Below are 14684 nucleotides of genomic sequence, written 5' to 3'. Positions count from 1 at the left end.
CCGGTACCTCACCCCTTGGCGTGCGCCGCCGCCTGCCGAGACGCCTTGCGCTCGCGCCGCCAGGTGGTCAGGTCGTCGAGCAGCTTGTAGGCCAGCGGCACGAAGATCAGCGCCAGCGAGCTGGCCAGGATCATGCCGCCCACCACCACGGTGCCGATCTCCTGGCGGCTGTTGGCCCCGGCGCCGGTCGCGAACACCAGCGGCAGGGTGCCGATGATGAAAGTCAGCGCCGTCATCAGGATGGCCCGGAAACGCTGCTGGGCCGCGGCCAGGGCCGCCTCGGTTGAGCTGTGTCCCTCGCGGCGGTTCTGGGCGGCGAACTCCACGATCAGGATGGCGTTCTTGGCCGCCAGGCCGATCAGCACCAGCAGGCCCACTTGGAAGTAGATGTCATTGGGGAAACCGCGCAGCATGGCCGCCAGCGCCGCCCCCAACACCCCGAAGGGCACCGCCGTGGCCACCGCCAAGGGCAGCGACCAGCGCTCGTACTGCGCCGCCAGGATCAGGAATACCATCAGCAGCCCCAGGCCAAAGGCCAGGCCACCGGCGCCGGCGGCCGCGTCGAGCTGGTAGGCCTCGCCGGTCCAGCCCAGCTGCACATCGCCGCTCTGCAGTACCTCGGCGGCCACCTCCTCCATGGCCGTCTTGGCCTGCCCGGTGGTATAGCCAGGTGCCGCATCGGCTAGGAACTTGGCGGCCGAATAGACGTTGTAGCGGTTGAGGATATCGGCCCCGGCCTCACGCGTCAGGGTCACCAGGGAGCTGAGCGGGATCATCTCGCCGCCCTGGGAGCGCACGAACACCTTATTGAGATCCTCGGGCTGGCTGCGGAACTCGCCCTCGGACTGCAGGTTCACCTGCCAGTTGCGCCCGGCCAGGGTGAAGTCGTTCACATACATAGAGCCGAAGGTGCTCTGCATGCTGGCGAAGACCTCGTTGATCGGCACGCCCATGGCGCGGGCCTTCTCGCGGTCCACTTCGGCCCGATAGCGCGGGATGGAGGTGTCCAGGGTGGTGCGGGCGTTGGTCAGCTCAGGGCGCGCATTGGCCGCGGCTGCCAGGTGGCCGGCCAGCTCGGCGATCTCCTCGGTGGTGGCATCGCCGCGCACCTGCACATAGCCCTCTACCCCGCCGGTCAGCGACAGCCCCATGATCGGCGGCGGCGTGAAGGCGATCACGAAGGCCTCGGGCATACCGCCCCCCATGCCCATGATCCGGCCGGTCAGCGACTGGGCATCCTGGCCTGGGCCTTCGCGCTCACTCCAGTCGGCCAGGTTGGCGAAGCCCACGCCGACGTTGCTGCGCAGGGCGCCGGCGATGATGTCGAAGCCGGCGAAGGAGGTGAATTCATCCACCTCGTCCATCTCCAGCAGCATCGCCGAGACCTGGTCGCGCACCGCCTCGGTGCGCGGCAGTGCCGACACCTGCGGCAGCTGGTACATCACCAGCGCCACGCCCTGGTCCTCCTGGGGCACCAGCCCCGGCGGCAGGCGCGACATGCTGAACAGCGTGGCGGCCAGGACGCCGGCAAACAGCACCACGCCGACCAGCGCATGGCGCAAGAGCTTGCCGACCAGCCAGGTGAAGCCGCGGGTGAGGCGGTCGAAGCCGGCGTTGAACCACTGGAACGGCTTGGCCACGCGATGCGACTGGCTGTCGAGCAGCAGCGCGCACATGGCCGGCGTCAGGGTCAGGGCCACCACGCCGGAGACCACCACGGAGACGGCGATGGTCACCGCGAACTGGCGATAGAGTTCGCCGGTCAGGCCGCCCAGGAAGGTTACCGGGGCGAATACCGCCACCAGCACCAGGGTCGAGGCCACCACGGCGCCGGCCACCTGCTTCATGGTCTCGATGGAGGCCTCGCGGGCCTTCATGCCCTGCTCCCTGATCAGGCGGTCGACGTTCTCCAGCACGATGATGGCGTTGTCCACCACGATGCCGATGGCCAGCACCAGCCCGAACAGCGTCAGCAGGTTGACCGAGAAGCCGAAGGCGAGCATGCCGGCGAAGGTGCCGACCAGCGAGACCGGAATCGCCGCCACCGGGATCAGGGTGGCGCGCCAGTGCTGGAGGAACATGAAGGTCACCACCACCACCAGCGCCACGGCGATCAGCAGCGTGATGAATACCTCGCGAATGGAGATCTCGACGAACTCGGTGGTGTCGTACGGCACCGTGTAGGACAGGCCTTCCGGGAAGCGTGACGCCATCTCCTCCAGCGCCTCGTGGACGGCGGTGGCGGTCTCGAGGGCATTGGCCCCCGGTTGCAGGTAGACCCCCATGGGCACGGCGTTCTGGCCGTTGTAGGTGGCCGAGAAGGCGTAGTTCTGCGCCCCCAGCTCAGCGCGGGCCACGTCGCCCAGGCGCAGGGTGCTGCCGTCCTCTTCGGCGCGCAGGATGATGGCCTCGAACTCCTCGGCCTCGGAGAGCTGGCCGCGGGTGGTCACCGAGAAGGTGAAGGCCTGGCCCTGGGGCGAAGGCTCGGCGCCCAGGCTGCCGGCGGCGAACTGGGCATTCTGCTCGCGAATCGCCGCGGCCACGTCGTTGGGCGTCAGGTCGAACTGGGCCAGCTTGTCGGGACTGAGCCAGATGCGCATGGAGTAGTCCTGGGCGCCGAACAGCGAGGCGTCACCCACCCCGGGGATGCGGACCAGCTCGTCGAGCACGTTGAGCAGCGCATAGTTGGACATGAACAGCACGTCGCGGCTGCCATCCGGCGAGAACAGCACCGGCACCATCAGGATGTTGTTCGAGCGCGCCTCGACCCTCACCCCCAGCGTCTGCACCTGCTGGGGCAGCCGCGAGAGCGCGGCCTGCACGCGGTTGTTGACGTTGATCGCCGCCTGGTCGGGGTCGGTGCCCATGGCAAAGGAAATGGTGATCTGCAGGCTGCCGGCATCGGTCGAGGTCGACTCCATGTAGAGCATGTTGTCGACGCCGTTGATCTCCTGCTCCAGCGGCGCGGCCACCGCCTCGGCGATCACCGTGGAGCTGGCGCCGGGATAGGCGGCCTGCACCACCACCTGGGGCGGCACCACGTCGGGGTACTGCTCCACCGGCAGCGCCCGCAGTGCCGCCAGCCCCACCAGCATGATGATGATGGAGATGACCGAGGCAAAGATCGGTCGATCGATGAAGAACCTGAGCATCACGCCTCCTCGACGTCGACGTCGGCGGCGTCGAGCGACACCTCGGCGGCGGTCTCGTCGCCCGTGGCTTGATCGGCCGACTCGGCCTCGCGAGCCTGAACCGGCATGCCGTCCTGCAGCATCACCAAGCCGCTGACAATGATGCGATCCCCCGCATCGAGTCCGCTCAGCACCACCTGGTGGTTATCGACGATGGGCCCTAGGTCCACATCGCGAGCCTGCGCCCGGTCCTCGGCGACCACGAAGACGCGCGGGCCGCCGGGGCCCTGGCCCACCGCCTGCTGGGGGATCAGGAAGACGTCGTCAAGCTCCTGAACCAGCACACGCACCCGCACGAACTGCCCCGGCACCACCAGTCCTTCCGAGTTGGGAAAGACGGCCCGCGCCGACACGCTGCCGGTACGCGGGTCGATGGTGCTATCGGTGAAGTCGATCAGGCCCCGCTCGGCGTACTCGCTGCCATCGGGCAGGGTCAGCCACGCCTCCCGCGGCGCCTCGGTCTGGGCATCGCTCATCGCGCGGCGTGCGGCACGCTGCAGCGCAGCATCACGCTCGGGCAGCGAGAAGCGCACATGGATCGGATCCTGCTGGGTCACGCTGGTCAGCAGCGTGCCACGCTCGATCAGGCTGCCTTCGGGGAAGCTTTCAAGGCCGGTCAGGCCATCCAGCGGCGCCTGCACTTCGGTATAGCTGAGGTTGAGTTCGGCATTGGCCACGCCAGTCTCCGCCAGCGCGTAGCGCGCCTCCGCCAGTTCCCGCGCGGAGAGTGCGCTGTCGCGCTCGCGTTCGCTGATGGCGCTCTGGTTGAACAGGGTCGAAATGCGCCGCCACTCGCGGTTGGCCTGGTTCAGCTCGGCCTGGGCGTTGGCGCGTTCGGCCTCGGCGCGCTTGAGGGCGATCTCGTAGGGCTCGCGGTCGATGCGGAACAGCGCGTCGCCCTCGCTGACCAATTGGCCTTCGGTATAGAGCCGCTCCTCGAGAATGCCTTCGACACGGGCGCGCACCTGCACCTCCCGGGAACCCCGGGCGCGTGCCGCATACTCTTCGATCACCTCCACGCTGCGCGGCTCGACGCCTACCACCACCACCGGGGGGGGCGGACGCTCTCCGCCACCGCCCATGGGCGCACCGCCACCGCCCTCGTCGCGGTCACAGCCGACCAGCAGCACGGCGAGCAGGCCCAATGGCAGGATCCATTTCGCGGGGAATCCCCCTCGTGGCGACAAGTTCATTTGCGGTCTCCGCTGCAGGAAGGCTGATGCTTCGGCGAGAGCCCGGCCGGCGCCCGCTCTCGCTCAGGGATGAAAACAGGTGGGCGATTATAGTTACATACATGCATGTATGCCAGTCTTGTATCAGCCTGGACGCTATGTGCAAAGCGCCGCTGCATAGCGGCAGGACACATCAGGGTGGTGTACAAGGAACGCCTGCAGGCCGCACACAGCGACGCTACAGCCGATAGGAGAGAGACAGTGAGCCATGCGTGTCGGCGCTTTCCTGCCCGCGGAACTCCTTGCTGCGCCAGACGTGCGCCAGGCTGGCCTGCCAACGCTCCCAGCTCAGCGCCAGTCCCACGATAGCGTCAGCGACGAACTCCTGGCGCTCGACCGAATGGCTGTCGCGTAGCGTGTTGCCGTCCAGCAGCAGGTTATGCGCCACATAGCGCCCCTCCGCGCCGGCAAAGAGCTGCCAGCCGAAACCGGACTGGTGCTGCACAGGCAGCAGGCCCATGCGCTCCGGGCCTGCCGACGGTACGGCATGACGGTTCATCATGCCGTGACCCAGGCGCAGCCCGTAGCCGAGCCCGGCCTGGGTAATCAGGTTGCCCACCGCGCCTACCGCGGCAGGGCCGTGCAGCCACTCCAGCCCGGCAAGCTGATGGGAGCGCCACCAGCTGCGTCGGTAAGCCAGGTTGAACAGCGGCTCGTTGCCCAGCTGGTGGCGCCAGCCACGCGGGCGATCGCTGTTGGTGAAACGGTGCACCTCGCGCTGCAGACTGTCGGTGCCGGTGGCCGGGCCCACCAGACCGACATCGAACTGCAGCACATTGAGCCGCTCCCAGGCGCCCCGCTGGCGGATCTCGTGCAGCGAGAAACCCGCCAGCACCAGCCCGGCGTAGGGCCTGTCATCAGGAATCAGGCTGCGCCGCTCAACGTCCACCGGGGTATACATGCGATGACTGACGCGGTAGCCCACGCTATCGACCTGGCGCCACCAGGCGTCCGGTAGACCCGCCATCAGTGACTGGGACCAGTGGTCGGCCGTAACTGACCGAGCCCAGCCAAGCTCGACGCCGGAGGTGTAGTGGTCATCGTCGCTGCTCACCAGGCCGTCGTTGTCGACCTGCAGCGTGATCACGTCCGCCACGGCCGGTATCGCCAGTGACAGGACCAGAGCACCGATCAGGCAACCGAGACTTCGATTCATGCGGGGCCTCTTCCTTGAGCAAGCTAACAAACATACTGGAGTGTATGTAGCCAAGCGCGAGACAGGCAAGTTCAATCAAACGCACTTTTGAAACTCAAACCCCGCAGCCCCAAACCGTTCTAGGCTTCGCTCGACGGCCCTTGGCAACCACGCCCAAGCGGCGGCCAGCAAAAAGCCACCCCTAGGGGTGGCTGGCAATGTGCAGCCATGGGCGACTGCCTTATTCGGGCAGCAGCACGCTGTCGATGACATGGATGACACCATTGCTGGCCTCGATATCGGCCTGGATCACCGTGGCATCGTTGACCATCACGTTGCCATACGAGGTGCTGATGGTGATGTCCTGGCCCTGCACCGTGGTGGCGCTGTCCAGGTCCATGGCCTGCTCGGCCATCACCTTGCCCGGTACCACGTGGTAGGTCAGCACGGCCTGTAGCTGGTCCAGGTTTTCCGGCTCGAGCAGCGACTCAACGGTGCCTTCCGGCAGCGCGGCGAAAGCCTCATCGGTGGGGGCAAAGACGGTGAACGGACCCTCGCCCTTGAGCGTTTCCACCAGCCCAGCGGCTTCCAGCGCGGCGGCCAAGGTCTCGAACTGCCCAGTTGCCGCCGCGGTATCGACGATATCCTGCTTGTCACCATGATGGTCAGCCTGGACGGCACCCACCGTCATCAGGCCCAGCAGGCTTGCGCTCATCCACTTCATGGCAACCACTTGAAGCGTTTTCATCAGTGTTTTACCTCGCAGGGGGATGATTAAGGGGTGGCGATGGCCGCCACTCTCTGTACTGAATATATATTCTGTACAAGTTTTGAACAAATAATTTTTGACCCAAGCCTGAACGCGCCACCATGACCTGGGCTTGCGAGACCGCTACGCTAGGCAAAAAGGCAGCGAGGGGCACAGTCCAGCGGCCCGCTCAACTCACGGCAGACAGCCACCAAGACAAGGAGACGCCATGTACAAGCTGGTGTTTTTCGTTCCGCTGAACGATGCCGAAGCCGTCAAGGACGCCGTTTTCGCCACCGGCGCCGGGCGCATCGGCGACTACGAAGCGTGCTGTTTCCAGACCATTGGCACGGGGCAGTTCCGCCCGCTGCAAGGCGCCAGCCCGCATATCGGGCAGGTGGGCACCCTGGAAGAAGTCGAGGAACTGAAGGTGGAGCTCGTCTGTGAGGATCACCTGATCCGTGACGCCGTCGACGCCCTTAGGGCAGCCCACCCCTACGAGGAGCCGGCCTTCGACGTGTGGAAGCTGGAAGCACTGTGACGCGCCAGGCTTGCCGTGCCGCTGCGCCTGCGGGCAAGGCGGCACGCGGCCTCAGGCCGAGCCGAAGTAGCGCTCGCGGTCCTCGGCGGTGATGTCGCTGATGTGCAGCGGGTAGTGGCCCTTGCCGCGATCGACATAGAAATGGCGCAGGGTACGCTCGATGGTGGGAAAGGCCAGCTCATCCCAGGGGATCTCATGCTCCTCGAATAGCGCCACTTCGAGGCTTTCCGGCCCGGCGCAAAAGGCGCCGGTCAGCTCTGCGCGGAAGATCATGTAGACCTGGTTGATATGCGGCAGATTGATCAGGGTGTAGAGCCCTTGGATCGCGACCTCGGCGCAGGCTTCCTCCCAGGTTTCGCGGGCGGCGGCCTCCACCGTGGTCTCGGCGTTTTCCATGAAGCCTGCCGGCAGCGTCCAGTAGCCCTTGCGCGGGGCGATGGCACGGCGGCACAGCAGGATGCGCGAACCCATCACCGGCAGCGTGCCGGCGACGATGCGCGGGTTCTGGTAGTGGATCGAACCGCAGTCGTCGCACAGGTAGCGCGGGCGGTCGTCTCCTGCCGGGATCGCGAAGCGCACGGTATGGCCACAGTGGCTGCAGAAGTTCATGGTCTCCCCTGGCAGGCTTGACGTCGGCAAAGGCCCCCGGGTAGAAGGAACCAAACCCGACGGAAACTCCATGTTAGAGAAACTTCGCCAGCGCCTGCAAGCACACGCTCCCCGCCGCCTGCGCCTCGACATGCCCCAGGCCGCCGTGCTGATGCCGATCGTCGACCGCCCGGAGCCGACGCTGCTGTTCACCCGGCGCGCGGGCCACCTCAACACCCACAGCGGCCAGGTGGCCTTTCCCGGCGGCAAGCGCGAGCAGGCCGACCGCGACCTGCTGGTCACCGCGCTAAGGGAGTCCCATGAGGAGATTGCCCTGCCGCCGGAGCGGGTCGAACTGCTCGGCCGCTTGTCGGACGTGATCTCGCTGCACGGCATTCTGGTCACGCCCTACGTGGGCCTGATCCCGCCGGACCTGCCGCTGGCACCCGACCCCACCGAGCTCGACGCCATCTTCGAAGTGCCGTTGGCGCTGTTCCTTGAGGACCGCCGCCACCACACCGACGTGATACCGGTCAACGGCCGGGCCCACTACGTGCCCAGCTACCATACCCAGGGCCAGGTGATCTGGGGGCTGTCGGCCATGATGCTGGTGGAGCTGCTGGCCGAAGGTTTCGAACGCCCCATCAGCCTGTTCGATGAACCGCCGCACGGCCGACTGTGCTATTTTCCCGAGCGCCTGCTGCGCAGCTCGACGACCGAGACGCGCCTGCCCTAACTGCCCCGGAGGTCCTACCTCGCTCATGTCGCTGCTCACCCGACCGGCCTACGCGGCCAGCGCCCTGCCCCGTCTGGTCGACGCCCTGGTGGAACAGGGTTGGTACGTTGGCGAAGGCTTTCTCGATACCGAGCTGTGTCACGACCTGCACCGGGAGCTGACGGAAATGGCAGCGCACGACGCCCTGGCCGCCGCCGGCATCGGCCGCGGCGGCGAGCACCAGCTGCGTCGCGACATTCGCGGCGATGCAATCCGCTGGCTCGACCGCGAAAGCCTGGCCCAGCGCCGCTACCTCGAGGCCATGGGCGAACTGCAGCGCGAGCTGAACCAGGCGCTGTTCCTCGGGTTGTTCGAGTACGAAGCGCACTTCGCGCACTACCCGCCCGGGGCCTTCTACAAGAAGCACCTGGACAGCTTCCGCGGGCGCGCCAACCGGGTGGTCTCCACGGTGGGCTATCTCAATCCCGACTGGCCGGCCGACGGCGGCGGCGAGATGGCGATCTTCGCCGTCGACGACCCCGAGCGAGAAGTGGCCCGGGTACGTCCCGAGGCCGGCAACTTCGCCTGCTTTCTTTCCGAGCAGGTACCCCACGAGGTGCTGCCCACCCGCCTACCGCGAGCCAGCATCGCCGGCTGGTTCCGGCGCAACGCCTCGCTGGGCGGCCGGGTGGACCCGGCACGCTGATGGCCGGCGACAGCAAAGCGCACCTGACGGCGCGCAATGCCGACCTCGAAGCACGGGTCGCCGAACTCGAAGCCCGCAATGCCGCTCTCGAACGAGCTCGGCAAGAGCTCGAAGCACAGGCCGCCGAGCTTGACGCAGAGAAACGCCACTACCAATGGCTGGCCGAAAGCACCACCGACCTGATCTCGCGCCACGCCCGCGACGGCACCTTCCTTTACGCCTCGCAGGCCGCCCGCGACCTGCTCGGCTATGAACCCGAGGAACTGGTCGGCGTATCCGCCTACGAGCTGTTCCACCCTGCCGACCTGGCCGACCTGCTCAACAAGTCGCCGCGCATTTATTACCACGATGGCTTCTACCAGCAGACCTACCGCTTTCGCGCCAAGGACGGCCACTACGTCTGGTTCGAAACCACCAGCCGCACCCGCCGCGACCCAGCCACCGGTGAACTGGTCGACGTGCTCTGCGTCTCCCGCGACGTGGGCCGGCGCATTCGCGCCGAGGCCAACCGCGAGCGCTTGGCGCGAGTGGTGGAATCGACCACCGACTACGTGCTGTTCAGCGACGGCAACGAGCGGCTGTTCTACTCCAACGAGGCGGCAAGAAGGCTGCTGGGTCTGCCGCGTGAGGGCCTCGACGCCCGGCTCGAGCGCGCCTACACGCCAAGCTCGCTTGCCATCCTGCGAGAGATCGTGCTGCCCGCCGTGGCCCGCTACGGCTCCTGGAGCGGCGAGCTGGAGATGCGCGGCACCCAGGGGGCAGTGCCGGTGCTCAGCGTGGTGCTGGCCCACCGCGGCCCCGGCGCCGAGCCCGACCACCTCTCGCTGCTCAACCGCGACATCGGCCTGCGCAAGGCCGCCGAGGCCCAGGCGCGGCGCCACCAGGAACAGATCGCCCATGCCAACCGGCTGGCCACCACCGGCGAGCTCGCCTCCAATATCGCCCATGAGCTCAACCAGCCGCTGGGCGCCATCGCCAACTACGTCAGCGGCGCGCTGCTGCAGCTGCGCGCCGACCCCAGCCGACCCGCAGGCGACCTGGCCCTGCCGCTCGAGCGGATCGATGCCCAGGTGCAGCGACTGGCCGAGCGCCTGCGCCATATCCGTACCTTCGTGCGCAAGGGCCAGACTCGACCGCGCCCCGTGGTCCTGCTTGACGTGGTCGATGCCGCCTGCCGCCTGTGCGAGTGGCAGTACCAGCAGGCCGGCATCGCCCTCGACCACGCGCTGCCGGAAACGCTGCCCCGCGTGATGGCCGACCCCATCGCCCTGGAACAGGTGCTGGTCAATCTGCTGCTCAACGCGCTGGAAGCGAGCCGCGAACGGCCTGCCGCCGTGCGGGTCGAGATCCGCGCGCGACGCAGCGGCCGGCGTGAGGTGACCTTCAGCGTCAGCGACCAGGGTCCCGGCGTTACCGACGACGACGCTCAGGCCATCTTCGCACCGTTCCACTCCAGCCGTCCGGAGGGCCTCGGCATGGGCCTTGCCATCAGCCGCTCGCTGATGGAAGCCATGGGCGGCAGCCTGGCACTGACCGACGGTTCCGAGGGCGCCACCTTTACCGGTACACTGCTGGCCGAACCAAGCCCCATCCACCGCAGCAAGCCGCCCCGGAGCCAGCCGTGACCGAGCCTACTCGTGCCCCCCGTATCGCCGTGGTCGACGACGACGAGGCACTGCGCGACTCGCTGGCCTGGCTGCTCGACTCCGTAGGCCTGGCCACGCGCGCCTTTGCCGACGGCGAGGCGTTTCTCGCCGCCGACCCCGCAAGCTTCGATGCGGTACTGCTCGACGTACGCATGCCCGGTCTCTCCGGCCTGCAGGTACAGCAACGCCTGCTGGAGCGTGGCGACAGCGCCCCGGTGATCTTCATGACCGGCCACGGCGACGTGCCCATGGCGGTGGCCGCCCTCAAGGCCGGCGCCTTCGACTTCATCGAGAAACCCTTCAACCAGCAGCAGCTGATCGACGCCGTGCAGCAGGCGCTCGCCGAGTATCGGCGCCAGCGCGCCGTGAGCGAGCGCATCGACACCCTGCGCGCGCGCTACGACGCCCTGCGCCCCAAGGAGCGCCAAATCCTGGTGCTGGTGGCCGAGGGCCTGACCAGCCGTGAGATCGCCGAGCGCCTCGACGTCAGCGCCAAGACGGTGGAGATCTACCGCCTGCGAGGCATGAAGGCGCTGGGTGCCGGCAATCTGGCCGAGCTGGTGCGCTTCTGCGTGGCGCTGGGGCTGGTGGAGCCCTTGCCGAAGTAAGAACGGCCGCCTCCGAAGAGAGCGGCCGTCCGGCTTCTTGCTGGTAGCGCACCCAATCTCAGTCGATGGTCTCGAGAGAGACGATTTCGTAGTCGGTCTCGCCGGTTTGACGCAGTACGAAGATGATCTGGTCTTCCGTATTCACCAGCTCGGCCAGCGCCGGATCTGCCAGCGCCAGCTCCATGGTCATGGCTGGCCAGCGAAGCTCGGCGATAGGTTCATGTGCTACCAGCACACTGCTGCCATCCTGCGCTATCGACCGTACGATCCCGACACCTTCCGCCGTGCGCATTTCCTGATGTTCATGACCAGTCTGGGCACCATGAGCCGCGTGCTTGCCATGTCCATGATCACTGCTCGCCACTGCCGGAGCTGCCATAATGAGTCCCATCACGACCACCAACTGAAGCATACTGTTTTTCATATCAAAGGTTTCCTTCGGTTTTGGAGTTGCTGAGCGCAGCCTCGGATGAGACGGACTCGGGGAAGTGTCGTCGCTGCCATAGCCAATAAAGAACGGGAATGAGCAGCAGCGATACCAGGGGGGCAGAAATCATGCCGCCGACCACGGGCGTGGCAATACGCTGCATGGCCTCGGATCCTGGGCCGGAATCCAGCAGCAGCGGACTCAGACCCAGCACCACCGTGAGCGAGGTCATGGCCTTGGGACGGACCCGCATGACCGCCCCTTCGATGATCGCTTCACGCAGTTCACCTCGGGTACGGGGCCGCCGCTGCTCCACTGCCCCGCGGACATACATCAGCATCACCACGGCGAACTCTGCTGCCAGGCCTATCAACAGGATGAAACCCGCCGCCACGGCCACCGAGACGTCATAGGTGAGCCAGTAGAGCAGCCACACGCCACCGACGGCGGCGAATGGCAGCGAACCCATGAGCATGAAAGTCTCGGCAGCGTTACGGAAGCATAGGTATAGCAGCAGGAAGATCAGCACGATGGTCACCGGGACCACCCACTGCAGGCGCTCCTTGGCCCGTTCCATGTACTCGTACTGGCCTGACCAGGTCACCGAGTACCCGGCAGGCAACGTGACCTGTTCCATCACCCGTTGCCGCGCCTCGGCCACATAGGAGCCGATATCGCGCCCGCGGATGTCGACCACCACCCAGCCGTTGAGACGTGCGTTCTCGGTACGAATCATGGCCGGACCGTCCACGATGTCCACCTGTGCCAGCGCCTGCAGGGGAAGGTAGGCCCCCGCCGAGGTGATCACCGGTAGATCCCGCAGGCTCTCCAGCGAGTCGCGCCAGTCCTGGGGATAGCGCAGGTTGATGGGGTAGCGCTCCAGCCCCTCGACGGTTTCGCTCACATTCATCCCCCCGACGGCGGTTTGAATGATGGCCTGAAGGTCGCTGACATTGACGCCATGGCGCGCGGCGGCTCGCCGGTCAATATCCACTTCGACGTAACGCCCGGCGGCGGTGCGATCGGCATACGCCGACGCTGTACCCGGCACATCTTGGAGCACGCGTTCGATCTCCCGCCCAACACGCTCGATCTCTGCCAGGTCGGATCCAGCCACCTTGATGCCCACCGGCGAGCGGATGCCGGTCGAGAGCATGTCGATGCGCGTCTTGATCGGCGGCACCCAGACATTGGCCACCCCCGGGAAACTGACTGCCTCATCGAGTTCGCGAATGATATCGGCCTTGGTCATGCCATCGCGCCACTGGTCACGCGGCTTGAAGCGAATGACGGTTTCCAGCATGCCGATGGGGGCCGGGTCGGTGGCCGTATCAGCCCGCCCCGCCTTGCCAAAGACCCCTTCCACTTCCGGCACCGACATGATCAATCGGTTAGTTTGCTGCACGAATTCACGCACCTTGCCAATCGAAGCGCCAGGTTCCAGCGACGGCATATACATGAGATCGCCTTCGTCGAGCTGAGGCATGAACTCGCTGCCAAGCTTGCTGGCTGGGTAGGCCACGCTGGCGGCAACCAACACTGCTGCTGCAATGGTTGCCCAAGGGTAGCGCAGCAGAGCATCGAGCCCGGGACGGTAGATGGCGATCAACATGCGGCTCAGCGGATGGGCAGACTCAGGGCGTATGCGCCCGCGCACCAGATAGCCCATGAGCACCGGGACCAGGGTGATACCCAGCCCGGCCGCCGCTGCCATGGCATAGGTACCGGTAAAGGCCAAGGGCTGGAACATGCGGCCTTCTTGCCCTTGGAGAGTGAAGAGCGGCAGAAAGCTGACCACGATGATCAACAGCGCAAAGAAGATCGGCCGCCCTGTTTCCTTGGCCGCCTCCGCCACGGTATGCCAGCGATCCTCCCCTGGCGGCGCCTTCTCCAGTCGCTTGTGCAGGTTCTCCACCATGACGATGGCGGCATCCACCATGGCGCCGATGGTCACGGCAATGCCGCCCAGCGACATGATGTTGGCGTTGATGCCCTTGGCCTGCATGATCATCAGTGCCGCCAGGATGCCGATCGGCAGTGCAACGATCGCCACCAGAGCGGAGCGGAAGTGGAGCAGAAAGACGACACAGACCAGCGCAATGATGAGGAATTCCTGCAACAGCTTGACCGTCAGGTTGTCCACCGACTCCTGAATCAGTACTGAGCGGTCGTAAGTCTCCACGATTTCGACGCCTTCCGGCAGGCTCGGCCGCAGCTCTTCGAGGCGGGCCTTGACACGCTCGATGGTGGCAAGCGCATTCTCGCCATGGCGCATGACTACCAGGGCTCCCACAGCCTCGCCCTCGCCATCCAGCTCAGCGATGCCGCGGCGGGCAGCGGGGCCGATGCGGATCTCGGCCACATCTTCGAGCAGTACTGGAGTGCCGTCACCGCCAAGGCCAACCGGCACCAGGCGAAGCTCCTCGATGCCGGTCAGATAACCACGGGAGCGAACCATGTATTCCGCTTCACCCATCTCGATAACCGAACCGCCCGCCTCTCGGTTGGCGCCCTCGATGGCCGAACGGATGCCGGCAAGTGTCAGGCCATAAGCGCGCGCCCGATGCGGATCGAGCACCACCTGGTACTGCTTGACCATGCCGCCTAGCGTAGCGACCTCGGAAACGCCTACCACGGACTGCAATTCGAACTTCAGAAACCAGTCTTGCAGTGAGCGCAGGTCCGCCAGATCGAGCTTACCGCTGCGGTCCACCAAGGCGTACTGATAGACCCAGCCCACCCCGGTAGCATCTGGCCCCAGCGCCGGCGTGGCGCCAGCCGGCAGGCGGGGTGCCACCTGGCTCAGGTATTCCAGCACGCGAGAGCGTGCCCAGTAGGGGTCGGTGCCATCCTCGAACAGCACGTAGACGTAGGAATCACCGAACATGGAGAAACCTCGCACATCCCGCGCCTGGGGCACGGCCAGCATGGCCGTCGACAGCGGGTAGGTGACCTGATCCTCTACCACCTGAGGTGCCTGGCCGGGATAGCTGGTGTGCACGATCACCTGGACGTCGGAGAGGTCGGGGATGGCATCCAGCGGCATTTGCCTGGCTGTGAAGAGCCCCCAGACGACGAAAATAGCCGTCACCAAGAGCACCAGCAGGCGATTATGCAACGACCACGTGATGATCCTTTCGATCATGA

Annotated in this window: 12 protein-coding genes; 5 read left to right on the top strand and 7 right to left on the bottom strand. The window is 66.2% G+C overall.

What is annotated here, in order from left to right:
• Positions 1-8 precede the first annotated feature (8 nt).
• The 4 genes from ACT7B3_RS04675 to ACT7B3_RS04660 form a co-directional block, all read right to left on the bottom strand.
• The gene (locus tag ACT7B3_RS04675; RefSeq protein ID WP_445157033.1) at positions 9-3152 is read right to left on the bottom strand and encodes an efflux RND transporter permease subunit; all 3144 of its coding nucleotides are present in this window, start codon (positions 3150-3152) and stop codon (positions 9-11) included.
• Positions 3152-4384, bottom strand: a complete 1233-nt coding sequence (locus tag ACT7B3_RS04670) for an efflux RND transporter periplasmic adaptor subunit (protein WP_445157032.1) — start codon at positions 4382-4384, stop codon at positions 3152-3154. Before ACT7B3_RS04670 ends, ACT7B3_RS04675 begins: the two co-directional genes overlap by 1 nt.
• A 217-nt stretch (positions 4385-4601) precedes the next feature.
• Positions 4602-5579: a lipid A deacylase LpxR family protein gene (locus tag ACT7B3_RS04665; protein ID WP_445157031.1), complete on the bottom strand. Its 978-nt coding sequence runs from the start codon at positions 5577-5579 to the stop codon at positions 4602-4604.
• Between the two features lie 220 nt (positions 5580-5799).
• Positions 5800-6306, bottom strand: coding sequence for a fasciclin domain-containing protein (locus tag ACT7B3_RS04660; RefSeq protein ID WP_445157030.1), 507 nt, complete (start codon positions 6304-6306; stop codon positions 5800-5802).
• A 229-nt stretch (positions 6307-6535) separates the two neighbouring features.
• On the opposite strand from ACT7B3_RS04660, the gene ACT7B3_RS04655 reads away from it, so the two are divergent.
• A complete protein-coding gene (locus ACT7B3_RS04655; RefSeq protein ID WP_445157029.1) occupies positions 6536-6847 on the top strand; it encodes an NGG1p interacting factor NIF3 in 312 nt (103 codons plus the stop codon).
• 51 nt (positions 6848-6898) lie between these two features.
• Here the strand turns inward: ACT7B3_RS04655 and ACT7B3_RS04650 are convergent, their stop codons facing one another.
• A complete protein-coding gene (locus tag ACT7B3_RS04650; protein WP_445157028.1) occupies positions 6899-7456 on the bottom strand; it encodes an NUDIX hydrolase in 558 nt (185 codons plus the stop codon).
• A gap of 70 nt (positions 7457-7526) precedes the next feature.
• Here ACT7B3_RS04650 and ACT7B3_RS04645 point away from each other — a divergent pair, with 70 nt between their 5' ends.
• The 4 genes from ACT7B3_RS04645 to ACT7B3_RS04630 are packed head-to-tail and all read left to right on the top strand — an operon-like array spanning position 7527 to position 11110.
• Positions 7527-8171, top strand: a complete 645-nt coding sequence (locus tag ACT7B3_RS04645) for a CoA pyrophosphatase (protein ID WP_445157027.1) — start codon at positions 7527-7529, stop codon at positions 8169-8171.
• 25 nt (positions 8172-8196) lie between these two features.
• Positions 8197-8856 carry a 2OG-Fe(II) oxygenase gene (locus ACT7B3_RS04640; RefSeq protein WP_445157026.1) on the top strand — a complete coding sequence of 220 codons (660 nt, stop codon included), beginning with the start codon at positions 8197-8199 and terminating at the stop codon, positions 8854-8856.
• Positions 8856-10481: an ATP-binding protein gene (locus tag ACT7B3_RS04635; RefSeq protein ID WP_445157025.1), complete on the top strand. Its 1626-nt coding sequence runs from the start codon at positions 8856-8858 to the stop codon at positions 10479-10481. Before ACT7B3_RS04640 ends, ACT7B3_RS04635 begins: the two co-directional genes overlap by 1 nt.
• Positions 10478-11110, top strand: coding sequence for a response regulator transcription factor (locus ACT7B3_RS04630; protein WP_086511136.1), 633 nt, complete (start codon positions 10478-10480; stop codon positions 11108-11110). The genes ACT7B3_RS04635 and ACT7B3_RS04630 overlap by 4 nt, the downstream gene beginning before the upstream one ends.
• A gap of 58 nt (positions 11111-11168) precedes the next feature.
• Here the strand turns inward: ACT7B3_RS04630 and ACT7B3_RS04625 are convergent, their stop codons facing one another.
• The gene (locus ACT7B3_RS04625; RefSeq protein WP_086511137.1) at positions 11169-11534 is read right to left on the bottom strand and encodes a copper-binding protein; all 366 of its coding nucleotides are present in this window, start codon (positions 11532-11534) and stop codon (positions 11169-11171) included.
• Position 11535: 1 nt separating this feature from the next.
• Positions 11536-14682 carry an efflux RND transporter permease subunit gene (locus ACT7B3_RS04620; protein ID WP_445157024.1) on the bottom strand — a complete coding sequence of 1049 codons (3147 nt, stop codon included), beginning with the start codon at positions 14680-14682 and terminating at the stop codon, positions 11536-11538.
• Positions 14683-14684: the final 2 nt, after the last annotated feature.

It is taken from the genome of Halomonas sp. E14, assembly GCF_052568415.1.
The sequence above is the reverse complement of the archived record's forward strand: the minus strand, read 5'-3'. Positions and strand labels throughout refer to the sequence as shown.